Raw genomic sequence first — 22092 nt, forward strand, 5'->3', positions numbered from 1 at the left:
CCCCCACTCCCCCAGCAGCTCCCGCTCCCGCTCCTCCCCCAGTCCGGCGCCGCGTCCCGGCACGTGCGCGGCCGCCGCGTCCCGCAGCGTCTCGGCGAGCTCGCGGCGCTCGAAGCCCGCGGCTTCGGCCCGTGCCGTCGAGCGTGCGTTCATGCCGCGCCAGTCCGGGTCCGCGATCCACAGCGGGAGCGAGCCGGCGCCCGCCCACTGGCCGACGCCACGCTCGAGCAGCCACACCTCCGGCACGGCGACCGGCTCGGCCGACGATCCGCTCCGCGCCGCGGCGAGGTGCTCGCCGAACGGCACGGGGGTCCCGCAGACGTTCATCACGCCCGCCACCCGCGCCTCGGCGGACGCCACCAGCCATGCGGCGAGGTCCCGCACGTCGACCATGGACGTCGGCAGCTCGGGCGCATCCGGCACCAGCACGGGCCCGGACCGCGCGCTGAAGCGCCAGGGCCAGTAGGAGGAGCGACTCGTCGGGTCGCCGGGGCCGCCGATCAGTCCGGCGCGCGCGATCAGGGACGGCGCGGATCCGGCCAGCACGGCCTGCTCGCAGGCGGCCTTCGCGGCGCCGTACGAGGCGGGGTCGTCGGAGGGAGGGAGCAGCTCGGCGTCCTCGTCCGCACCGACGACCGCGTTCTCGGCGTAGACGCTCGTGGTCGAGACGAGGACGTAGGCGCTGCAGCGCAGGTCGCGGACGGATCGGCGGACGTGCTGCGGGGTCGAGGAGACGTCGATCACCGCGTCCCACGATGCCGCAGCCACGGCGTCGAGAGCGTCGTCGCGGTCGCGGTCGGCCCGGACGAGGGACGCCCCCGCGGGCACGGCCGTCCCCCGCGCGAGGCAGGTCACGTCGTGGCCGCGCCGCAGCGCCTCCGCCGCGAGGTGCCCGCCGAGCCAGCCCGTGCCTCCGAGGATCAGCGTTCTCATCCCCGCATGCTCGCACGGGCCGCCTCGCGCGAGGCCCGCTGAGGTGCCCGAGACGGTTCCGAGAACGCTGAAACAGCTGCATCCCCGGGCGACTCGACGCAGTGGGCGCCCAGCGAGCGCCTCAGCGACAAGGGCCCCCTTCACGAGCCCCCGAACACCCGGCCACCCGAGCCCGCCCGCGTCCTCTGTCCGGAATCACGCGGGCGGCTCGGGTGCCCGAGCGGCTCACACGACGACGAAGGCGTCCAGGATCAGCGAGTTGCCCGTGGAGGCGGCGTTGCGCTTGCTGCCGCGGCGGATGGTGATGGTGTGCTCGCCGGCACTGAGGGTGCTGCTGGTGAACACGGTGCGGGCCGAGCGGTTCGTGGCGCTGTAGCGGTCGACGGAGGCGACGAGCACGCCGTCGATCAGGACCTCGTTGATGCCCGAGGTCGGGGTGATGCGGCTCACCCAGCTGACCTTCGTGCCCCGGAAGCGGAGGGTCGCCGAGGCCGTGGAGGTGCTGGAGTACGAGATGCTGCCGCCGCTGTCGGCGGTGCTCGAGAGCGTCGCCCAGGTGCCGACCGTCGCGATGACGGCGGCTCCGTTCTGGTACGTCCCCGCCGCCGGCAGCGTCGAGGTCGGGGTGGGCGTGGACGTGGCCGTCGGGGTCTCGGTCGGAGTCGGCGTGTCCGTCGGCGTCGGCGTGCTGGTCGGAGACGCCGTCGCGGTGGGGGTGGGCGTCGACGTGGAGACGGTCCCCGCGGTCACGACGAAGGCGTCGAGGATCAGCGTGGATCCGGTGGACGCCGGGTTGCGCGTCGTCCCGCGGCGGATCGTGACCGTGTGGGTGCCGGCGGCGATCGGCCCGCTCGTCCAGACCGTCTGACCCGAGCGGGTCGTGGGGCTGTAGCGGTCGACGGTGGCGACGAGGACGCCGTCGAGCAGCACCTCGTTGATGCCGGAGGTCGCCGTCATCCGGCTCACCCAGCTGACGCCCGTGCCCGAGAAGCGGAAGCTCGCGGACGCTCCGGCCGAGCTGGAGTAGCTGATGCTCCCACCGCTGTCGGCGGAGGAGGAGATCGTGCTCCAGGTGCCCGCCGTCGTGATGAGCGGCGAGGAGTTCTGGTACGTGCCCTCGCCGGGGATCGACGAGGCGGGCTCGTCGGGCAGCGGAACGACCGGCTGCTCTGCGAGCCAGCGGTCGAACGTGTCGAGCATGTCCTTGTTCGTCAGGCTCGGCACGTTGTGGCCGTTCGGAGCGCCCTCGGTCGGCGTGTAGAGGACCACCGCCTCCTTCGCGACGGGCTTCGCGAGCGCGACCCACGCCCCTCCGTGCACGGCGATCGGGACGAGGACGTCCTCCGTCGAGCCGGTCGTGCGGATCCGCGCCCCCGCCCACGAGGCCTGCGGCAGCAGCGCGGGGTCGGTCGCCGGGATCGTCGAGGGGTCGTTGTCGTAGTCCGGCAGGACGCGCCCCGGGTCGCGCCGGGCCATGTCGGCCATGTCGTAGACGCCGGCCGCGTGGTACGCGCCGCGGATCTCGGGGACCAGCTTGTTGCCGTACGCCCAGCAGAGCAGCGCTCCGCCGCCGGAGTTCGAGCGGAGGAAGCTCGCGCCGATTCGCCACGTCTTCTGGAACCAGGCGACCGCGTCCACCTGCATGGCGACGGCCCGCTTGTTCGTGTAGATGCTGCCGCCGTAGTTGGGGCAGATCGAGATGACGCCCTTGTCGACGGCCTGGTCGGCGCTGTACTGGTAGGCGCCGGACAGGGCCGCGTAGGTGCTCCCGTTGGCGTGGTAGTACCAGTAGACGACCCGGCCGATCCGCTGCGAGGGGACCGCGGTGTGCGGGACGAAGAGCCGCGCGCGGTCGGTGCCGATCATCACGTCGATGATCTGGTACGGCTTCTTCCCCACGCGCGAGATCGCCGTGTCGCTGCGGCCGAGCTCGTTGGGCAGCGGCGGGATCACGCTGTAGTCGGGCGCCGCGGACGCGGTCATCGCGTAGGCGAAGGCGGATCCGACGCCGAGGGCGGCTCCGGTGAGGACGAGACGGCGGCTGTGGCGCGCAGGAGAGGACATGGGATCCCGACGTGGAGAGGGCTGCTCGGTCGGCGGAGCCTGACCGGAAGGTGTGAGGGGGGTTGCTGCGGTCCGGATCGGACCACCGTGGAGGGGGCGCGGTGCGGTCCTTCGGGGGACCGTGCGGGCGGGCAGGCGCGAATGAATCCTCCCGCGTCCGCCGCGCGACCACTAGACCCACTTCAGGGACACCCGCGGCGGCGCTCCCACCTGGCGTCGAGCAGCGGAGCGATCCGGAGAAGGTCCTGGTGAGAGCGCTATCTCGCGCCACTGCTCCGGAGATGCCCGCCACGGAAGCGGAACCGCATCGTGTCGGTGGCGGAACTCCGGGGTCCCGCGGGGCCGGCACGGATCCAGGCCGCCCTGAGCCCGGCGCGAGGGCCGTGCGCACGTCAACACTCTCGCGGGGGACCCCCGGATAGGTCGCGTTTTCTGGACACCACCTGAGCGCTGGTTCAGCGCTCGCTCTCCCCCTTCTGCGTGCCCACCGGATCGGGGGCCCGTCGTCCGCCGCCCACGTCCCGTCTCAGGGGGACAGGGCGCCTCCGAGCCGCGACCTATCGTGATCCCGCTCCATCCGGAAGGCCCGGCGAGGCGCCCCGGGGGGAGGTCGATCCGTGTCGAACGCGCATGCCCGGCCGAGCCACGACCGCTCGATCGCCCTCGGCCTCGTCCTGCTCCTGCTCGCCGCCGTCCTCGTGGTTCTGCCGGCGACGAGAGCTGCGGCGGCCACGGTCCTGCTCCAGGAGGGCTTCGGCGGCACCAGCGTCGCGGACTCGGCCTGGCAGGCGCTCGACGGGGGCTGCATCACCCGGGCGACGACCGCACCCCCGGCCGGGTCCTCGAACCTCGGCGTCTGCGCCAACCGGACTCAAGCCCCCGTCGCCGCGACGAGTCCGGGCTTCCTCCAGCTCACCGATGCCCGCAACGACGCCAAGGGCGGCGCGGTCTTCAACCGGCCCATTCCTGCCGCGGGCGGCATCGACGTCCAGTTCGACCAGTACCAGTACGGAAGCTCGCTGACCGGGGCCGACGGCATCGGCTTCTTCCTCACCGACGGCTCGAGGTCCCTCACCGCGGCGGGAGCTCCGGGCGGATCGCTCGGCTACGGCCAGTCGGCAACCGTCGACGGGGTGAACGGCGGCTACCTCGGGATCGGAATCGACGCCTTCGGGAACTTCTCGGCCAGGCCCCCCGCCGCGCCTACCCTCGGCCTCGGCTCCGACTGCCCCTCGAACTCCGGGTCGGCGCTCCTCACGGCGAACAAGATCGTGGCGCGCGGACCCGGGCAGGCCAAGAGCGGATACTGCTTCCTCCAGTCGGCCTCGCCTCCCCTGCTGACGTCGGTCCGCACGACGGCCACGACATCGACGGGCGCTCCGCCCGCGTCCTACGGGCGCACGATACGGATCATGGTCTCGGCTGCCGCCACTCCCGTCGTCACGGTCTACTGGGGAGGGACAGCGGGTCTGCCCGCCGGGCAGCTCGATCAGCTGATGCAGTTCACGATGCCGACCGCAGCGCCCTCGACCTACAAGCTCGGCTTCACGGCGTCCACCGGTGGATCGAACGACACCCACCTCGTCCGCAACGTCTCCGTCTCGTCCATCAACACTCTCGACGACATCACTCTGGTCAAGCAGATCGACCGCACCACCACGCAGCCCGTCGCCTACGCCGAGGGATCCGTCATCCCCTACCAGTTCGTCGTCACGAACGGGTCTATCCGGGGCACGCTCACCGGGATCGTCGTCACGGACCCGAAGGCCGCGAGCATCTCCTGTCCGACGACGACCCTGCTCCCGCTCGCCTCCACCATCTGCACGGGATCCCATACGGTCACGGCCGCCGAAGCGGTGGCCGGCTCGTTCGTCAACACGGCGACCGCTGCAGCGACGAAGACGGAGACGATCTCGAACGTCGTGACGACGACCCCCGTCACGAGCAGGACCGCCACCGTCACCGCCCCCATCGCCACCCCGGCTCCCGCTCTGACCCTCACCAAGACCGCCCTGCTCACCGACACGAACGGCAACGCCCAGGCCGACGCCGGAGAGCAGATCCGCTACTCCTTCCTCGCCCTCAACTCCGGCAACGTCACACTGCAGACGGTCGCCGTCGCCGACCCGAAGGTCACCGGCATCACGCCCGCCTCGACTCAGCTCGCACCCGGAGCGAGCGCGACCTTCACCTCGGCGCCGTACACGGTGCTGCAGACCGACATCGACAAGGGCACGGCCGTCACCAACACCGCCACGGTCAGCGGGCGCACGCTGGCAGCCTCGCCCGTGACGGTCACCGCGACCTCCACGGCCACCACGCCGATCCGCTACGCGCCCTCGATCTCGCTGACGAAGAACGGCACGATCCCGACCGGGGCCGCCGTGGGCTCGACCGTCTCCTACAGCTTCTCCGCCACCAACACCGGCAACACCGGGCTGAGCGCCGTCGCGGTCACCGACCCCAAGAGCGGGCTCTCCGCGCTCGCCTACTCCTGGCCGGGGACCGCCGGGCGCCTCGAGATCGGCCAGTCGGTCACCGCGACCGCCTCGTACACGCTCACGCAGGCCGACGTCGACGCGGGCCAGGTCCTCAACACCGCGACCGCGACCGGCACCCCTCCGACGGGCGCCGCCGTCACGGCCACCGCCTCGCGGACGGTGACGATCACCCGCACGAACGACCTCGCGCTCACCAAGACCGCGAACCCCGCCTTCATCAGCGCCGCCGGCACCGTGGTGACCTACACCTTCCGCGCGACCAACACCGGCACCACCACCCTCACCGCGGTCGCGATCAGCGACCCCAAGAGCGGGCTCTCCGCTCTCACCTACTCCTGGCCGGGCACTTCCGGACGACTGCTGCCCGGCCAGGTCGTCACCGCGACCGCCGCCTACACGACCACCGCCGCCGACGTCACCGCCGGCACGATCGCCAACACCGCCACGGCGACGGCGACCGGCCCGACCGGCGGGGCGTTCACCCGCACCGCCTCGGTGAGCATCTCGGTGATCCCCGATCCGGCGGCCGACGCCGCGACGGTCGTGCAGGGCGGATCGGTCGTGATCGACGTGCTCGCGAACGACGGGCCCGCCGCGACCGGCGCGACCTTTTCGCGCGCTCAGCTCTCGGCGACCCCGAAGGCGATCGGAGGCGCGGCGACCCCCGCCCCCGCCACTCCCGTGCAGGGGTCCGTCTCCTGCGTCGCGAGCGGAGCGACCCGCGGCCAGTGCACCTACCGCCCGATCGCCGCCTTCGTCGGCACCGACGTCTTCGACTACTCCCTCTCGGGCCAGTACAGCACCTGGAACGTGCGGGTCACGGTCACCGTCACCGCGCTGAACCGCGCGCCGGTCGCCCGACCCGACCGCGTGGTCGCGACCACCGGGGGCCCCGCCGTCACCGTCGCTCCGCTCGCGAACGACACCGACGAGGACCCGGGCACGACCCTCGCCCTGGTCGGCACGAGCGTCTCGGCCGGGCTGCGCGGCACCTTCTCCTGCTCCGGATCCACGTGCACCTACACGCCCGCGGCCGACGGCTGGACCGGGAGCGCGACGATCGCGTACACGGTCACGGACGGCGCGCTCACGGCTGGTGGCACGATCACGGTGTGGGTCGATCCCGCTCCCCTCGTCCGACGCGGCTTCTCCGGCACCGGCACGACGAGCGGAGCGATCGGGCTCGGCGCCTGGACCAGCTCCTCCGTGGTCGCCACGCCTGTCGCGAGCTGCACGGCCGGTCGGCCGAGCACCCTCGTGAGCTGGTCGGCCGCCGCTGGAGCGACCGGCTGGACCCTCGAGCGCCGCCTCGCGGGGACGACGCCCGGCCCCTGGACCGTGATCGCGGCACCCGCCGCCTCCGCGACGAGCTTCACCGACGACCGGGTCGGTGAGGGCCGCAGCTACCAGTGGCGGGTCCGCCCGGACCTGCAGCGCTGGCTCGGAGTCGCGTCCGCCGCCTCGACCGCCGTCGCCCAGCCGGCCGTCACCACCGCCGGAGGCTGCTGATGCCTCCCCGCCGACACCCCTCTCGTCCTGCACGTGTCCTCGTGAGGGAGACCACGCCCGCACCGGGCACCACCCACCAGAAAGGAACGGTCGCCATGACCACCACAGCACCCACCCGTCGCAGCCCCTGGAAGAAGATCGCCCTCACCGGCGGCGTCCTCCTCGCCGCGGGAGCCCTCGCCGGCGCCGGCGCCTTCGCCGTGTTCACCGACTCCGGGACTGCCAGCGTCACCGCGGACGCCGGACAGCTCGACATCAACCTCGACGGCACCTTCATCGTGACGGACATCGCGCCCGGAGACACCATCCAGCGCCCGGTGACGATCGTCCTGCCGAACGCCACCAACGACGGCGACCTCGTCTCGTCGGTGCGCTTCTCGCAGGCCGTCACCAACGACGTCGTGGGATCCGACACCACCGACCAGAACCGTGTCGGCCAGTCTCTCGTCTCCGGCCCGAACGGCCTCGACTACCGCCTGCTGACCTGCTCCACCGCCTGGACGACCGCCCCCACCACGACTCCGGCGGGCCCGTATTCCTGCAGCGGGACCACCACGGTCACCGGATCCGGCAAGCTGTCGTCCATCGGCGGCCAGGCCGGCGCGGTCGACTTCACCCCGGCGAACTTCGGCATCACCCCCACCACGACCGGGACCTTCCCCTCGGACGCCGGTGACGTGACGCTGAACACGCTGATCGAGCTCGTCCTGCCGACCGCGGCCGACAACGCGTACGAGAACGCTTCCGCCACGGTCACCTTCACGGCCGCCGCGATCCAGCGCGCCGGCATCCAGAAGTAGACCGTCCCCCACCGCCTCCGTCCTGCCCGGCCGCCACCGGCGCGGGGCGGAGGCATCCCCCTTTCCTCCCGGAGTCGTCCCCATGCCCCACGCCCGTGCGCTCGTCGCCGTCCTCGCGGCGGTGCTCCTCGCGCCCGCGGCGAGCGCCGAGCCCGTCGGCGTGCTCGACGTGCGCGAGCTCTCGGCGCCCGGATCCCTCACCGACCTCGCTCCGGGCGACCGCGCCGAGTGGGCGGTCGAGGTGACCAGCACCGGCTTGTCGCCGCAGGGGGTCTCCGTGGCCTTCGCGGTCGACGGAGGGACGCTGGCGCAGGACCCGCGCGACGGCCTCCAGCTGTCCGTCGAGCTCTGCGACTCGGCGTTCACCGTCGCCGAGGTCGTCGACGGGGAGCGCACGGTCGAGCGCTACCTCTGCCCCGACGACGCTGTGCCGCTCGGATCCGGGCCCGCGGCGACGCTCGGCCGGCTCGACGGCGTGCGTCCGCTCGAGCGCGGGGCCACCGTGGGCGTGCGCGTCCGCGTCCTGTTCCCGGAGTCGGCCGGCAACGGGACCGAGCTCGCGGCGGCGTCGCTGCGGGTGCTCGTGGGCACGACGGAGGAGGATCCCTCCGCGACGCCCGGCCCCGGCTCCTTCCCCGGAGCGGCGGGCGGCGGGCTGGCCGTCACCGGCCGCGACCTGGGCGCCGCGCTCCTGGGCGGGATGCTCGCCCTCGGCTCGGGCGTCCTGCTCGCCGCGGCTGCGCGCCGTCGTCACCGGAGGGAGCAGGCGTGAAGGCCCTCCGCGCTCTCCTCGGCGGACTGGTCACGATCGTGGCCGTCGCCGGCATCGCCGTCTTCGTCCTCTCCGCGCTCGGTCTCGTGCGGCTCGTGCCGGTGCTGTCGAACTCGATGGCGCCCGGGATGCCCGTCGGCTCCCTCGCCGTCACCCTGCCCGTCGACCAGGCCGCGATCCGCGCCGGCGACGTGATCGTCTTCACCGACCCGGACGATCCGGGCCGCCGCGTCATCCACCGCGTCACCCTCGTCTACTCCGAGGAGGAGGCGGCGGCACTCCGCGGCCGCGAGCCCGGCCAGCTGGCGCTCACCACCAAGGGCGACAACAACGAGTCGGCCGACCCGTGGATCGTGACGATCGCGGACGAGCGGATCTGGCGCGAGAGCTCGGTGGTGCCGCTGCTGGGCTGGCCGAGCATCGGCCTCGCCCACCCGGAGGCGCGGTTCGCGCTCTTCGCCGCGGGCGGCGCGGTCATCGTGGGCGCGCTCCTGATCGCCATCTGGCGCCACCCCGCGGAGGTCGCCCCGTGAGCGGCGCGCACCGCTCGTCGGACGGCACGCCGCCCCCGGAGCCCCTGCGTCCGCCCGCTGAGCACGGACGGCACAGCGCCCGGCCGTCCTCCCGCGACCGCGGAGCCCCGCGCCACTCCCCCGAGGTCCGCCGCCGCGTGGTCTCCCGCGCCGGCCTGGCGGGACTCGTCGCCGGCGCGCTCGTCCTCGGCGCCGCCGCCACCGCCACCGCCGTGCTCCTGGACCGGGGCTCCGTGAGCGCACGGATCGCCTCCGGCACCGTCATCGCGACGTTCACCGGCACCGGAGCGACGACCGTGCCGGTCCCCGTCGCGGGACTCGTCCCCGGCGGCACGGCCCGGCGCCTCCTCGACCTGACGAACGCCGGGACCCTGCCGATGTCGGCCCTCCAGCTGCAGACGGCCACCGGCACCGACCTCTCGGACGGCCTGCAGCTCGCGATCGAGCGCTGCTCGCTGTCCTGGTCGGCCGATGCCGCGACCTGCCCCGGCACCGTCACCACCGTGTCGGCCGACCGCCCCGCCGCCTCCCGCCTCGACCTGCCCGGCTCCCCCGCCCTCGCCGTCGGAGCAACCGACCACCTCCGCCTGACCGTGCGCCTGTCGGAGTCCGCGCCGTCCGCCGCGCAGAGCACCTCCGCGACCCTCACCGTCACCGTCGTCGGCGTGCAGCGTCCGGGCCGCCAGCTGTAGGCGCGGCGGGCCCACGCCTCGGCGGCACCACCGCCGCGCCGTCCACTCTCGCGTCAGCGCTGAGGCGCCCTAGACGGTCGTCGACACGCCGGAGCGGGCGACCGTCTCGGGCGACTGAGTGGGGCCGCGGAGTACTCAGTGGTGCGACGCTACTCGCGCAGGGCCGCCGCGGCGTCGTGGAAGCCCGGCACGTCGGAGAGCACGCCCTCGGGGCCCAGCACCGTCCAGGTCGTGCCCGTGCGGATCAGGACACCCAGCTCCTCGGCGGGCCGGCGGCGGGTGCGGCGCAGCTCGAGCACGAAGACTCCGGGACGCGCCTCTCTGATCTCGGGAGTGCGCCAGTCGGGCAGCATCACGAGTCCTCCCCGAGGGTCAGCGGTAGACGCTCCACTCCTTCTTCACGATCCGGCGCTCCTCGCCGTCGACCGCGACGATCCACTCGCCGTCCTTCTTGGCCACGACCCGCCCGCGCAGGTACTGCGGCTCCCAGCCGTCGGCCTTGTTGACCCACTTCACGAATCGCGCGAACCGCCCCGGTGCCACGTCGTCTCTGGACATCTCTCGACTCCCCTCGTCGTCACCGGCACGTCCATCGCCCTCCGTCAGGAGAGCACCTCGCCCAGCGCGAGGGGGACCTCTCCTGTGAGGTCTCGAAGCCGGTTCACCGACGGTAGAACGCGCTCCTCACGACGGACGAGACCGTTGACTGATCGACGATCGTCTGGCAGTGGGGTCAGGATGCGGCAGCGGAATCAGGAGTCGAACAGCACGTGCGGCCGTCCGGCGTCGACGATCACGCGGGCGCGCACCCCGTAGACGTCCGCGATCAGCGCCGGGGTGAGCACCTCCTCCGGGGTGCCGCCCGCGACCACGCGCCCCTCGCGCAGCACCAGCAGCGCGTCGCAGAACAGGGCCGCGAGGTTGAGGTCGTGCAGCGCGACGACCGTGGTCACCGGCAGCGCCCGCACCAGGGCCAGCAGCTCCAGCTGATGGCGGATGTCGAGGTGGTTGGTCGGCTCGTCCAGCAGCAGCTCGCGCGGCTCCTGCGCGAGCGCCCGGGCGATGTGCGCGCGCTGTCGCTCGCCGCCCGAGAGGGTGTGCCAGAGGTGGTCGGCCTTCGCCTCGAGACCCACCTGCTCGAGGGCGCGCTCGATCGCGCGCAGGTCCTCGGCCGTGTCTCCGCCCAGGAGGGAGCGGTGCGGGGTGCGCCCCAGCCGGACGACGTCGCGGACGGGGAGGTCCGCCTCCGTCTCGGCCTGCTGCGTCACCGTGGCCACGGCCCGGGCGACCTCGCGGCGGCGGAGCGAGCGGAGCGGCGCGCCGTCGAGGGTGACGACGCCGGCGTCCGGAGCCGCGGTGCCCTGCAGCAGCCGCAGCAGCGACGACTTGCCCGAGCCGTTGGGCCCGAGCAGTCCCACTGTCGAGCCGGGAGCGGGGCGGAGCGAGACCCCGTCGACCACCAGGCGGCCGCCCCGGCGCCACGAGACCCGGTCGGCCTCGAGCGTCACGAGCGGCCCCTCCGCCGCAGGAGCAGCAGCATGAACACCGGCACGCCGACGAGTGCCGTGCCGACCCCCACCGGCAGCGGAGTCGGCGCGAACGCCACCCGCGATCCGGCGTCGACCCACACCAGGAACACCGCGCCGAGCAGGATCGTCGCGGGGATCACCCGCGAGTGCCGCTGGCCGAACACGAGTCGCGCGGCGTGCGGCAGCACCAGCCCCACGAAGCCGATCGCGCCGGCGATGCTCACCAGGGTCGCCGTCAGCAGGGCCGTCACCACCAGCAGGAGGAGGCGGGTGCGGCCCACGTGCACGCCGAGCGACGCGGCCACGTCCTCCCCGAAGGCGAACGCGTCGAGCGTGCGCGCCGCGGCGAGGCAGACCACGGAGCCGAGCAGCACGACTCCTCCGCTCAGCGCCACGTCGTCCCAGCGCATCCCCTCGAGGGAGCCGAGCAGCCAGAACATCACGCCGCGCGTCTCGTCCGAGTCGGCGAGCGCGAACACGATCAGCGAGGTCAGCGCCGAGAACAGCTGCGTGCTCGCCACCCCCGCCAGGATCACGCCGGAGGTGCCGCCCGCCGAGAACCGCGTGAGCAGCAGCACGAAGCCGAAGGCGACCAGCGCGCCGACGAAGGCGCCTCCGGAGAGCCCGACCACTCCTCCGCCGACCCCGAGCACGCCGACGAGCACCGCGCCCGTGGACGCTCCGGAGGAGACGCCCAGCACGAACGGGTCGGCGAGCGGATTGCGCAGCAGCGACTGCAGGATCACTCCGCACACGCCGAGCCCCGCCCCGCAGGCCGCGGCCACGAGTGCGCGCGGGAGGCGCTCCTGCCAGACGATCGCGTCCTCGGCCGCACGCACCGGGACGGAGGCGAGCCCGAGGTGGTTGAGGAGGATGTCGCGGACGTTCACGAGCGAGACGTCGGCCGGGCCGAGCGTCACCGCGACGCCGACCGAGAGCGCCAGCGCTAGCAGCCCGCCGACGACCAGCGCAGCGGCGGCCAGACCCCGCGGCACCCGGCGGACGAGGACCGTGCTCGTGCCCGTGCCCGTGCCTGTGCCTGTGCCCGTGCCCGTGCTCAGAGCGAGGCCCCGTTCTCGTCCCACCAGGCGCGGATCTTCTCGAGCCCGTCGACGAAGCGGATCGACGGGTTCATCTCGGCGCCGTGGAGCGCGATGAAGCGGCCGTCCTGCACCGCGGGCAGGCTGCTGGTCAGCGGGTCGGAGCGGAGGAACGCGGTCTTGTCGTCGAGGCGGTCGCCGGGGAAGCGGTCGCGCTGCAGGTCGCCGAGGACCAGGACGTCCGGGTCGGCCGCGACGACGCTCTCCCAGCCGACGGCGGGCCAGTCCTCCGTGCGGTCGGCGAAGACGTTGGTCATGCCGGTCGTGGTGCCGAGCATCGAGGCGAAGTTGTAGCCGCCGGCCATGTAGGGCGTCGTGGTGTCGGCGAACCAGAAGGCGACGCTCCGGCCGCCGAGGTCGACCCCCTCGGTGGCGGCGGCGGCGCGCTCCTGCAGCTGCGCGACCAGGGCGTCGCCGCGCTGCTGCACGTCGAAGACCTCGGCCAGCTCGTGGATCTCCTGGTAGAGGACGTCGACGGTCAGCGGGACGGTGCGCGTGCCGCTCCCGCCGTTGACGCTCGCCCCGTTGTCGCAGTCGGAGGGGGCGAGGTAGGAGCCGATCCCCGTCTCGGCGAGGCGGTCGCGCGAGGCGACGCCCTCGGGCGCGTAGTGGCGGCCGAAGGAGGCGGTGACGAAGTCGGGGTCGGCACCGAGCAGCACCTCGTAGGTGGGCGCGTTGTCGGCCAGGCGCGGCACGCTCTCGTTCGCGGAGGCGAGGGTCTCGAGCACGGGGTCGGTCCAGGAGGCGGTGCCGACCATCCGGTCCTCGAGGCCGAGGGACAGCAGGATCTCGGTCGAGTTCTGGTCGAGGGAGACGACCCGCTGCGGAGGGGCGGTGACGGTGGTCGCGGTGCCGCAGTTGTCCAGCATGAGCGGGTACGAAGTCGTGCCCTCCCCCGCGGCGGCCGTGCTCTCGGGCTCGATCTGCTCGGAGGCGCCGCAGCCGGTGAGGGCGAGCAGGGTCAGGGCGGCGAGGGCGAGGGCGGCGGGGCGCCGTCGGTGCGTGGACATGGATCTCCCGTGGTTCGTGGGCGTCGGTCGTCGGCCCGGTGCGTGGGCCTTGTTCGTGGGCCCGGTTCGTCGGCCCGGTTCGCCGGCAGGGCTCGTCGGCCCGGTCCGTCGGCGGGCGGCACCCGCGTCTCGACGCGGAGCCCGAGTAAGCATAGCCTTACCTCACTTCACCCCGTGCATTCGCGCCAATCGATCCGCGCCACCCGCCTTCGATCCACCCTCGGTCCCGCCCGCCGGCGACTCCGCAGAAGTCGCCGTGGTCGCGCGCGAGAACGGCGACCTCCGAGTTCTCATGTCACCCAGAAGGCCCGGAACAGCCGAGTAAGCGGACACCTGTCGCGCACCTCGCCTCCGCAGCCCCCAACCAGGTGGACAGCACCCCGGACACGGTTCCCCTGGGGGCGGGAGAGCGCGATCCTGAACACCGACGATCGACGGCTCCCGCCCCACCGCCCGCCGATCGTCACGGAAGGAACCCGTTGCCCCGCCACTCCGCCCGCACCGCCCCCTCAGGCCGGTCCGCGCTGGTGCGCAAGGCCGACGCGTCCGGCTACCGGCCCGAGATCGAGGGACTGCGCGCCGTCGCGTCCCTCCTGGTCGCGACGTTCCACATCTGGCTGGGCCGCGTCTCCGGAGGCGTCGACGTCTTCTTCGTGATCGCCGGGTTCCTCACCACCCTCACCCTCCTCGGCCAGATCCGGCGGTTCGGGCGCGTGCGTCCGATCGCCTTCCTCCGGAGGCTCGCCTCGCGGCTCTTCCCGGCGGCCGCGGTGGTGCTGGTCGTCGTCGCGGCGCTCGCTCCGCTCGTCCTGCGCCCCTCGCAGCTGCTGCAGACCTTCACCGAGGTGCTCGCCTCGACCTTCTACGTCGAGAACGTCGCGCTCGCGCGGGCCGGAGTGGACTACCTCGCGCAGGACGACTTCCACTCGCCGGTGCAGAACTTCTGGGCGATGTCGGTGCAGGGGCAGTTCTATCTGGTCTGGCTCGCCCTGGTGCTCGTCGCGACCCTCGCCGCCGTGCTGCTGCGGCGCCGCGCGCAGCTGCCGCGGTTCCTGCTGGCGCTCGTCGCGGCGCTCACCGTCCTCTCGTTCGCGTTCTCGGTCGTGCTGGTGGGGATCGACCAGCCGACCGCGTACTACAGCACCCTCGCCCGCTCGTGGGAGTTCGGGCTCGGCTCGCTCGCGGCCCTCGTGCTCCCGGGACTGGCGATCCCGGCGGCCCTGCGGACGGTCGCCGGGTGGTTGGGGCTGATCGGAGTCGTCTCCTGCGGGTTCGTGCTCCAGGTCTCGAGCGCGTTCCCGGGCGCCGCCGCGCTCTGGCCGACCCTCTCGGCGGTGCTCGTGCTCGTCGCCGGGACCGGCCCCGCCCCGGAGCGCGGAGTCGGCCGGCTGCTGGCCCTGCGCCCGCTCGTGTGGCTGGGCGGCCTGAGCTACGGGATCTACCTCTGGCACTGGCCGCTCCTGGTCTTCTGGCGCGAGAGCACCGGCGAGGACCCGACCGCCCTCGCGGGCCTGGGCGTCATCGCCGCCGCGATCCTCCTGGCCGCCGCCTCGAAGCGCTTCCTCGAGGACCCCCTCCACCGCCGCGCCCCCGCCGAGCGCCCGCACCGCCTCCGCGCGCTCGCCCCGGCGGCCCTGCTGGCCGTCGCCGCCCTGGTCGGAGCGACGGGCCTCACCGGAACGAACGCCGAGATCGCCGCCGACCTCACCCGCGCGCACGCCCTCCCCGTCTCGACCGAGGGCTGCGTCGGAGCCGCGGCGCTCGCGAACGCCTGCCCCGACTCCTGGACCACGAGTCTGCCCGCCGTCGACGCCTCGGAGGACGGCTCCGCCCTGAACACCGACGAGTGCAGCACGGGCAACTCCGGCACCGCGCTCAAGGAGTGCCGCTTCGGCGATCCCGCCGGCCTCCGTGTGCTGCTCATCGGCAACTCGCACGCGGCGTCCTTCTTCCCGGCACTGCGCGGCGTCGCGGAGGAGCGCGGCTGGGACCTGCACACCTACTACAAGACGGGCTGCGTCTTCTCGACCGCGGAGCGGCGCGACGACTCCGCCTCCTCCCGGCGCTCCTGCGACGTCTGGAACGAGAAGCTGCAGGAGGAGCTCGCGGGCCAGGAGCCGTACGCGCTCGTCGTCACCGCCTACTCCGCGAAGAAGTCCGTGTTCGTCGACGCGTCCGGCACCCCCGACGAGCAGGCCGGCATCGACGGGTTCCACGAGTCGTGGGCGCCGCTGATCGCCCGCGGATCCACGGTGGTCGCGATCCGCGACAATCCGGTGCTGCCCTCGCTCTCCCTGCTGGCCTGCGCCGAGGAGCCGGGCTCCGCGGCCGACTGCAGCGTGCCGCTCGACGAGGCCTTCGCCGACCGCGAGCTGATGGCCGCCGCCGCCGAGGACTGGCCGGGCGCCGCCGCCGTCGACCTCACCCGCTGGTTCTGCGACGACCGCGGCTGCCCCCTCGTGATCGGCGGAGTGAAGGTGTACCGCGACCTCGGGCACCTCACCGAGTCCTACGCCCGGACCCTGGCGCCCTACCTCGGCGAGGCGCTGGACCCGCTGGTCGGCTGAGGGCCCTCGCGCTCGCCTCCGGACGCATGCAAGACTGTTTATACGAACAGGGATCGGAGGAGCCGATGGGCCACTCTCACGGCGTTCCGGCCGGCTCCGCCGCCGCACGGCACCGGCGTCCGCTCGTGGCCGCCTTCGTGCTGACCGCGGCGTTCATGGTCGTCGAGTTCGCGGTCGGAGTCGCGACGGGCTCGCTCGCGCTACTCTCGGACGCCGCGCACATGGGCACCGACGTGCTGGCGCTCGGGATGTCGATCGCCGCGATCTCGCTCGCCGCCCGCCCCGCCGCGAAGGGCCGCACCTACGGCTCCTACCGCCTCGAAGTGCTGGCCGCCCTCGCCAACGGCCTGCTTCTGTTCGCGGTCGCCGCGTTCGTGATCGTCGAGGCCGTCCGCCGCTTCGCCGAGCCGCCCGCGGTGCCCGGCGGCCCCCTCCTGATCACCGCCGTCGTGGGCCTGGCGGTCAACCTCGTGAGCCTGCGCCTGCTGTCGGCCGGGGCGAAGGAGAGCATCACCCTCCGCGGAGCCTCCCTCGAGGTGCTCGGCGACGCACTCGGCTCGATCGGCGTGATCGTCGCGGCGATCGTGCTGCTCACCAGCGGCTGGGCGTGGGCGGATCCGATCGTCGGCGTGCTGATCGGGCTGCTGATCCTTCCCCGCACCTGGTCGCTGACGCGGCAGGCGCTGGGGATCCTCATGGAGTCGGCGCCCGCGCACGTCGACCTCGCAGCGCTCGAGCGCGACGTCTGCGCCGTCCCCGGCGTGCTCGCGCTGCACGACCTGCACGTGTGGACGATCACCTCGGGCATGGAGAGCGCCACCGGCCACGTGGTCGTCGCCCCCGACGCCGACTACCGCACCGCGCTCTCGCGGGTGCTCGCCGTCCTCCGCGAGCGCCACGGCATCGACCACGCGACCATCCAGTGCGAGCCCGAGGCCTTCCCGGAGACGACGCACCGCGTCTGAGCGCGGGGGTGTCGCGGCGCGCGGCCGCACGCCTCCGCATGCCCACGACACTCCAGGAGTCGTCGCACTCGGCGCCGACTGCGACGACTCCCGGCTTCTCGACGCTGCGGGCCTCGCCCACCCCTGAGCACCTTCCGATTGTTGACGTGAACATGTACAGTCGGCCGTCAGGGCGCGTTCACGTGAACATGCCCGCATTTCGATGGCGAAAGAGAGACCGCATCAATGTCGATGTCCTTCAGAAGGGTCGCCGCGCTCGCCACGAGCGCCGCCCTGGCCACAGGAGCACTGCTGGCGATCCCCGCCGCAGCGGCCCCCGCTCAGGCCGCGGACGCGTTCCGCATCACGCCGAACCCCGCCGCCGCCGGTGAGGCGTTCGAGGGCTGGGGCACCAGCCTCGTCTGGTTCGCGAACGCGACCGGCGGCTATCCCGAGGCCCTCCGCGAGGACCTCTACCAGAAGGTCTTCGGCGACAGCGGCCTCGACCTCAACATCGCCCGCTACAACATCGGCGGCGGCAACGCCTCCGATGTGAAGGACTACCTCCGCCCGGGCGGCGCCGTCGAGGGCTGGTGGAAGCCGAACCCGGCCGGCGACGCGTCGACCTACGGCGGCACCTCCACGAAGCTCGCCGACCGCGACGCGCTCCTGGCCAAGTGGAACGCGGACGACCCCGCCTCCTACGACTGGACCGCCGACGAGACGCAGCGCTGGTGGGTCGAGAGGCTCGCCGAGGAGAAGCAGATCTCGCACTGGGAGGCGTTCTCCAACTCCGCCCCGTACTTCATGACCGAGAGCGGCTACGTCTCGGGCGGCTTCGACGCGAACAGCGAGCAGCTGAAGCCCGCCGCCGAGGAGCAGTTCGCGAAGTACCTCGTGAAGGTCACCGAGCACATGGAGGACGAGTACGGCATCGAGTTCGACACGCTCGACCCCTTCAACGAGCCGAACACGAACTACTGGGGCACGCAGCTCTCCAACGGCGTCCCGACCGGCGGACGCCAGGAGGGCATGCACGTCGGCCCGACGCGCCAAGCGGGTCTGATCCCCGACGTCACCGCCGCGCTGGACGCTTCGACCACCGACGCCGGCCTCGCCGCGATGGATGAGACCAACCCCGACATCTTCGCCACGAACTGGGCCGCCTACTCCGCCGCGATCCGCGCCGAGGTCGACCGGATGAACGTCCACACCTACGGCACCTCGGGCCGCCTCAAGGTCCGCGACCTCGCGAAGCAGGCCGACACCGACCTGTGGATGAGCGAGATCGAGGGCAACTGGGTCACCGGCTTCGACCCCACCAACATGGAGAACGGCCTCGGCATCGCCGGCCGCATCAACGACGACCTGCGCGAGCTCGAGCCGAAGGCGTGGGTGCTCTGGCAGCCCGTCGAGGACTACTACAACATGCAGCAGCCCAAGCCCAAGGGCGAGAACCTCAACTGGGGCTCCGTCTACATCGACCTGGACTGCAAGCCGTACCAGGAGAACGGGACCGAGGTCTGGAAGTCGGTCCGCCGCGTCGCCGACGCCGGTGGCGACTCCACCAAAGCCCCGGTCTGCGGCGTCGAGACGAACTCGAAGTTCAACACCATCCGGAACTTCACCAAGTTCATCCACGAGGGCGACCACCTGATGCCCTCCAACGACAGCTCCTCCACCGCCGCCGTCCGCGGCGACGGCTCGGGCGCGACCGTCGTGCACACCAACAGCACCGCGACCGAGAAGACCGTCGTGCTCGACCTCTCCCGCTTCGGCACCATCGCCGACACCGCGACGGTCACCCCGTACGTCACCACGAAGGCCTCCTCGGCCGCCGCTCCCACGAGCAACGCCCTGGTCGCCAAGACGCCGGTGAGCGTCGACCGCATCTCGCGCACCGCCACGATCACCGTGCCCGCCAAGTCGGTCACGAGCTTCTCGATCGACGGAGTCTCGGGAGTCGCCGACTCCGCCCCCGCCCTGCGCGACGGCCACCGCTACCAGCTGGTCGGCACCCAGAGCGGCAAGGCCCTGACCGGCAACCCCTCGGGCGCCGCGACCACGATCACCGGCCTCGCCACCGACTCCGCCACGGCCGCCAAGCAGACCTGGACGGTCCGCGAGGTCGCCGCCGGCGAGCGCGAGGCCACCCGCCGCGTCGTCCTCGTCAACGGCGACGGACGCGTGCTCGGAGCCACGACCGCCGGCACCGACCTGCGCTCGCTGTCCGTCGACGCGGCGAAGACGACCGCCGCGACCCGCTGGATCGTCAACACCACCGACGGCGTGAACTTCTCGCTCGTCAACGAGTCGATCGCCCAGTCGCTCGACGTGAACGGCGGCTCCAGCGCCGACAACGCGTCGGTCGGCGTCTACACCTCCAACGGCGGAGCGAACCAGTCCTGGTCCCTCCGCGACCTCGCCCCGACCGCCGGCCAGACGATCGCCGTCCGCACCACCGCGGGCGTCGCTCCGACCCTGCCCGCGAGCATCACCCCGCAGTACTCCTGGGGAGCCGGCGCACCGCTCGCCGTCACCTGGCAGCGCCCCGCCGACTCTGCGTACGGCGCGACCGGCCGCGTCGAGGTGCCCGGCACCGCGACCGACCTCTACGGCCAGACGATCACGGTCACCGCGCTCGTCGACGTCGGCGGACTGACCGCGACCGACCCCGTGTCGGTCACGGCCGCCGCGGGCGCCTCGGTCGCCGGAGTGAAGGCCTCTGCCCCGACGACGGTCCCCGCCCGCGTGGGCGCCTCGGCCAGCACCTTCCCGGTGCCGGTCGTCTGGGACTGGACGCCGCTCACCACCGCCTCCCTCGCCCGGGCCGGGCAGGTGACGGTCTCGGGAACGGCGACCGCCGACGGCGCGACGCTCCCCGCGACGCTCACGGTGCTCGTCACCACGGGCACGCTCCGCAACTTCAACCCGGACGCCGGCATCGTCGCGACCGCGTCGTCGTCGGAGTCGGGCTACGGACCGGAGCGCACCCGCAACGGCGTGGACGGCGACAAGGGCTGGTCGAACTGGACCAACGGCACCAAGGCCGCGCAGAGCTCGCTGACCTACACCTTCCCCTCGACCCACCAGGTCGAGAAGGTGTCGGTGCAGTTCCTCGCCGACGGCGGCACCAGCTGGGCGCAGACCTACCAGCTGCAGTACCAGGCCGCCGACAGCACGACCTGGACCGCGGTCCCCGGCTACGAGTCGGCCGTGGCCCTCGCGTCGCCGGCCGGCGGAACGGCTCCGACCCTGGTCGCGTCGTTCGCGCCCGTCACGGCCAAGGCTTTCCGCGTCGTGATGAACGCGTACGACAACACGCACCTGATCGTGGCCGAGACCAAGCTCTACGAGTCGGTCGCCTCGCCCGCCGCGGTCGCCACCCTGGGCGCCCTGCGCGTCGGAGGAGCCGGCATCGCCGGGTTCGACCCGGCCCGCACCTCCTACGCGGTCACCGTCGAGGGCACGGCGATGCCGGCGATCGGAGCAGTGGCGACCGACTCGGCGGCCACCGTGCGGATCACCCAGCCGACGACGGCGAACGGCGGAGTCGCGACCATCGCGGTCCGCGCGGCCGACGGCTCCGTCACCTCGACCACGACGGTGACGGTGACCCTGAAGGCGCCCGTCGCCCTCGCGGTCGCGGTCACGGCGACCACCCGCTGCATCGCCGGCAAGGTGACGCTCACCGTCGCGGCGAAGAACGAGTCCGGCGTGCCGGTCTCGATGACCATCGCGACGCCCTCCGGGTCGAAGCAGGTCACCGGAGTCGCGCCCGGCGCGAGCGGCAGCGCCGCGTTCACCACGCGCGCGGCCTCGGTGCCGGCCGGCCAGGCCACCGTCACCGCGACGGGCACGGTCGACGGCAAGCAGGTCACCTCGGTGGCGACGGGAGCGTACGCGGCCCGCAGCTGCTGACGCCCCCTCCGACACGGACCGCCTCCGCCCCTCCGGGGACGGGGGCGGTCCGTCGTTCATCGAAAGCGGCGCTGCGGGGGCAGCGCGTCGCGGGATCCCGATACGACCGCGGCGCGGGCTACTCGATCAGCATGGATCCGTGCCGGTCGGGCAGCCGCACACCTCCGCGCCGGTGGAGCGACCGCGCACCCCCATGCCGGTCGACCGGCCGCGGCACGCGGAGTACCGAGACCCCGCTCAGTGCCCCGCGGCCGCCTCGTCGCGGGTGCGCAGGCGCGAGACGCCCATCACGACGGCCGCGATGACCAGACCCAGGACGAGGCCGAAGATCATCGAGACGAAGGTGTCGGCCAGCCACACGACGACCGGGCCCGCGCCCTCGACCGCGTGGGTGACGACGTGCACGAGGTCGTACGGACCGTGCCACACCGTCTCGGCGAGGTTCGCGACGACGAGGTGCCCGCCGACCCAGAGCATGGCGAGCGTGCCGATGATGCTGATCGCGCGGAACACGACCGGCATCGACGCGACGATCCTCGCTCCGGCGCGCCGCACGCCGCGGGCCGCGTTCTTCATCAGGCGCAGGCCCACGTCGTCGATCTTCACGAGCAGCGCGACGGCGCCGTACACGAGCACGGTCATCCCGAGCCCGACGACCAGGAGCGCGCCGAGCGTGGGCCAGATCCCGAAGTCGGGGTCGAGGCCGTCGAGCGCGATCAGCATGATCTCGGTGCTCAGGATGAGGTCGGTGCGGATGGCGCCGAAGACGAGCTTCTTCTCGTCGCGCGCCTCCGTCTCGTGGCCGCCGTGCGAGACGCCGAACCACTCGAGCACCTTCTCCGCCCCCTCGAAGCAGAGGAACGCGCCGCCGAGGATGAGCAGGTACGGCAGCACCTGCGGCGCGAACGCCGAGAGCAGCAGCGCCAGCGGGATGATGATGACGAACTTGTTGAACAGGCTCCCCAGCGCGATCCGCCCGACCACCGGGAGCTCCCGCGCGGGCGTGAGGCCCTGCACGTACTGCGGGGTGACGGCCGCGTCGTCGATCACGACGCCCGCCGTCTTGGCGCTCGCCTTCAGGGCGGCGGTGAGGATGTCATCGACAACCGCGAGCAGGCCGACCGACATGTGCGTCTCCTTGGAGGTCCGGGGTGAGAGGGCTCACAGTATCGCGAGCGCCGCGGTCGAGCGGGCACAGGGAGGGGGGTGGGCCCGGC

At 73.0% G+C, this 22092-nt stretch carries 16 protein-coding genes; 8 read left to right on the forward strand and 8 right to left on the reverse strand.

What is annotated here, in order from left to right:
- Together C5C53_RS16055 and C5C53_RS17230 are read right to left on the reverse strand one after the other, a co-directional pair.
- Positions 1–933, reverse strand: a 933-nt coding sequence (locus C5C53_RS16055) for an NAD-dependent epimerase/dehydratase family protein (RefSeq protein WP_104268005.1), incomplete at its 3' end; no start/stop codon positions are given.
- Between the two features lie 225 nt (positions 934–1158).
- Positions 1159–2997, reverse strand: coding sequence for a hypothetical protein (locus C5C53_RS17230; RefSeq protein ID WP_181027253.1), 1839 nt, complete (start codon positions 2995–2997; stop codon positions 1159–1161).
- A gap of 617 nt (positions 2998–3614) precedes the next feature.
- On the opposite strand from C5C53_RS17230, the gene C5C53_RS16065 reads away from it, so the two are divergent.
- The 5 genes from C5C53_RS16065 (at position 3615) to C5C53_RS16085 (ending at position 9804) form a co-directional block, all read left to right on the forward strand.
- Positions 3615–7007, forward strand: a complete 3393-nt coding sequence (locus C5C53_RS16065; RefSeq protein WP_104268006.1) for an Ig-like domain-containing protein — start codon at positions 3615–3617, stop codon at positions 7005–7007.
- A gap of 95 nt (positions 7008–7102) precedes the next feature.
- On the forward strand, positions 7103–7807 hold the full coding sequence (locus tag C5C53_RS16070) for a TasA family protein (RefSeq protein ID WP_104226366.1): 705 nt from the start codon (positions 7103–7105) through the stop codon (positions 7805–7807).
- 82 nt (positions 7808–7889) lie between these two features.
- Positions 7890–8579 (forward strand): sortase, encoded by a 690-nt coding sequence (locus tag C5C53_RS16075; RefSeq protein WP_104226365.1) that lies wholly within the window; start codon positions 7890–7892, stop codon positions 8577–8579.
- On the forward strand, positions 8576–9112 hold the full coding sequence (locus tag C5C53_RS16080) for a signal peptidase I (protein WP_104234082.1): 537 nt from the start codon (positions 8576–8578) through the stop codon (positions 9110–9112). The genes C5C53_RS16075 and C5C53_RS16080 overlap by 4 nt, the downstream gene beginning before the upstream one ends.
- Positions 9109–9804, forward strand: coding sequence for a peptidase (locus tag C5C53_RS16085; protein WP_104268007.1), 696 nt, complete (start codon positions 9109–9111; stop codon positions 9802–9804). The genes C5C53_RS16080 and C5C53_RS16085 overlap by 4 nt, the downstream gene beginning before the upstream one ends.
- Before the next feature lie 149 nt (positions 9805–9953).
- Here the strand turns inward: C5C53_RS16085 and C5C53_RS16090 are convergent, their stop codons facing one another.
- The 5 genes from C5C53_RS16090 to C5C53_RS16110 all read right to left on the reverse strand — a co-directional run bounded on the left by C5C53_RS16090 (position 9954) and on the right by C5C53_RS16110 (position 13443).
- Positions 9954–10157, reverse strand: coding sequence for a hypothetical protein (locus C5C53_RS16090; RefSeq protein ID WP_104268008.1), 204 nt, complete (start codon positions 10155–10157; stop codon positions 9954–9956).
- A 19-nt stretch (positions 10158–10176) separates the two neighbouring features.
- A complete protein-coding gene (locus C5C53_RS16095; RefSeq protein WP_104223398.1) occupies positions 10177–10362 on the reverse strand; it encodes a hypothetical protein in 186 nt (61 codons plus the stop codon).
- A gap of 194 nt (positions 10363–10556) precedes the next feature.
- On the reverse strand, positions 10557–11312 hold the full coding sequence (locus tag C5C53_RS16100) for an ABC transporter ATP-binding protein (RefSeq protein ID WP_104226361.1): 756 nt from the start codon (positions 11310–11312) through the stop codon (positions 10557–10559).
- Positions 11309–12418 carry a FecCD family ABC transporter permease gene (locus C5C53_RS16105; protein ID WP_374954340.1) on the reverse strand — a complete coding sequence of 370 codons (1110 nt, stop codon included), beginning with the start codon at positions 12416–12418 and terminating at the stop codon, positions 11309–11311. The genes C5C53_RS16100 and C5C53_RS16105 overlap by 4 nt, the downstream gene beginning before the upstream one ends.
- The gene (locus tag C5C53_RS16110) at positions 12391–13443 is read right to left on the reverse strand and encodes an ABC transporter substrate-binding protein (protein ID WP_104268009.1); all 1053 of its coding nucleotides are present in this window, start codon (positions 13441–13443) and stop codon (positions 12391–12393) included. The genes C5C53_RS16105 and C5C53_RS16110 overlap by 28 nt, the downstream gene beginning before the upstream one ends.
- A 479-nt stretch (positions 13444–13922) precedes the next feature.
- Here C5C53_RS16110 and C5C53_RS16115 point away from each other — a divergent pair, with 479 nt between their 5' ends.
- From C5C53_RS16115 to C5C53_RS16125, 3 genes are all read left to right on the forward strand, one after another.
- Positions 13923–16010, forward strand: coding sequence for an acyltransferase family protein (locus C5C53_RS16115; protein ID WP_146084695.1), 2088 nt, complete (start codon positions 13923–13925; stop codon positions 16008–16010).
- Positions 16011–16075: 65 nt separating this feature from the next.
- On the forward strand, positions 16076–16975 hold the full coding sequence (locus tag C5C53_RS16120; RefSeq protein ID WP_104268011.1) for a cation diffusion facilitator family transporter: 900 nt from the start codon (positions 16076–16078) through the stop codon (positions 16973–16975).
- A 231-nt stretch (positions 16976–17206) separates the two neighbouring features.
- Positions 17207–20875, forward strand: coding sequence for a glycoside hydrolase (locus C5C53_RS16125; RefSeq protein ID WP_181127790.1), 3669 nt, complete (start codon positions 17207–17209; stop codon positions 20873–20875).
- 237 nt (positions 20876–21112) lie between these two features.
- On the opposite strand, the gene C5C53_RS16130 is transcribed toward C5C53_RS16125, so the two are convergent.
- On the reverse strand, positions 21113–22003 hold the full coding sequence (locus C5C53_RS16130) for a DUF808 domain-containing protein (RefSeq protein WP_104250408.1): 891 nt from the start codon (positions 22001–22003) through the stop codon (positions 21113–21115).
- Positions 22004–22092: the final 89 nt, after the last annotated feature.

It is taken from the genome of Rathayibacter sp. AY1E3 (assembly GCF_002932235.1).
Taxonomy (GTDB): Bacteria; Actinomycetota; Actinomycetes; order Actinomycetales; family Microbacteriaceae; genus Rathayibacter.

Excerpts from the sequence above, each read along its gene's own strand:
- C5C53_RS16070 (WP_104226366.1), top strand. The coding sequence starts at position 7,103 with ATGACCACCACAGCACCCACCCGTCGCAGCCCCTGGAAGAAGATCGCC.
- C5C53_RS16090 (WP_104268008.1), bottom strand. The coding sequence starts at position 10,157 with ATGCTGCCCGACTGGCGCACTCCCGAGATCAGAGAGGCGCGTCCCGGA.
- C5C53_RS16095 (WP_104223398.1), bottom strand. The coding sequence starts at position 10,362 with ATGTCCAGAGACGACGTGGCACCGGGGCGGTTCGCGCGATTCGTGAAG.
- C5C53_RS17230 (WP_181027253.1), bottom strand. The coding sequence starts at position 2,997 with ATGTCCTCTCCTGCGCGCCACAGCCGCCGTCTCGTCCTCACCGGAGCC.
- C5C53_RS16125 (WP_181127790.1), top strand. The coding sequence starts at position 17,207 with ATGTCCTTCAGAAGGGTCGCCGCGCTCGCCACGAGCGCCGCCCTGGCC.
- C5C53_RS16110 (WP_104268009.1), bottom strand. The coding sequence starts at position 13,443 with ATGTCCACGCACCGACGGCGCCCCGCCGCCCTCGCCCTCGCCGCCCTG.
- C5C53_RS16130 (WP_104250408.1), bottom strand. The coding sequence starts at position 22,003 with ATGTCGGTCGGCCTGCTCGCGGTTGTCGATGACATCCTCACCGCCGCC.
- C5C53_RS16075 (WP_104226365.1), top strand. The coding sequence starts at position 7,890 with ATGCCCCACGCCCGTGCGCTCGTCGCCGTCCTCGCGGCGGTGCTCCTC.
- C5C53_RS16120 (WP_104268011.1), top strand. The coding sequence starts at position 16,076 with ATGGGCCACTCTCACGGCGTTCCGGCCGGCTCCGCCGCCGCACGGCAC.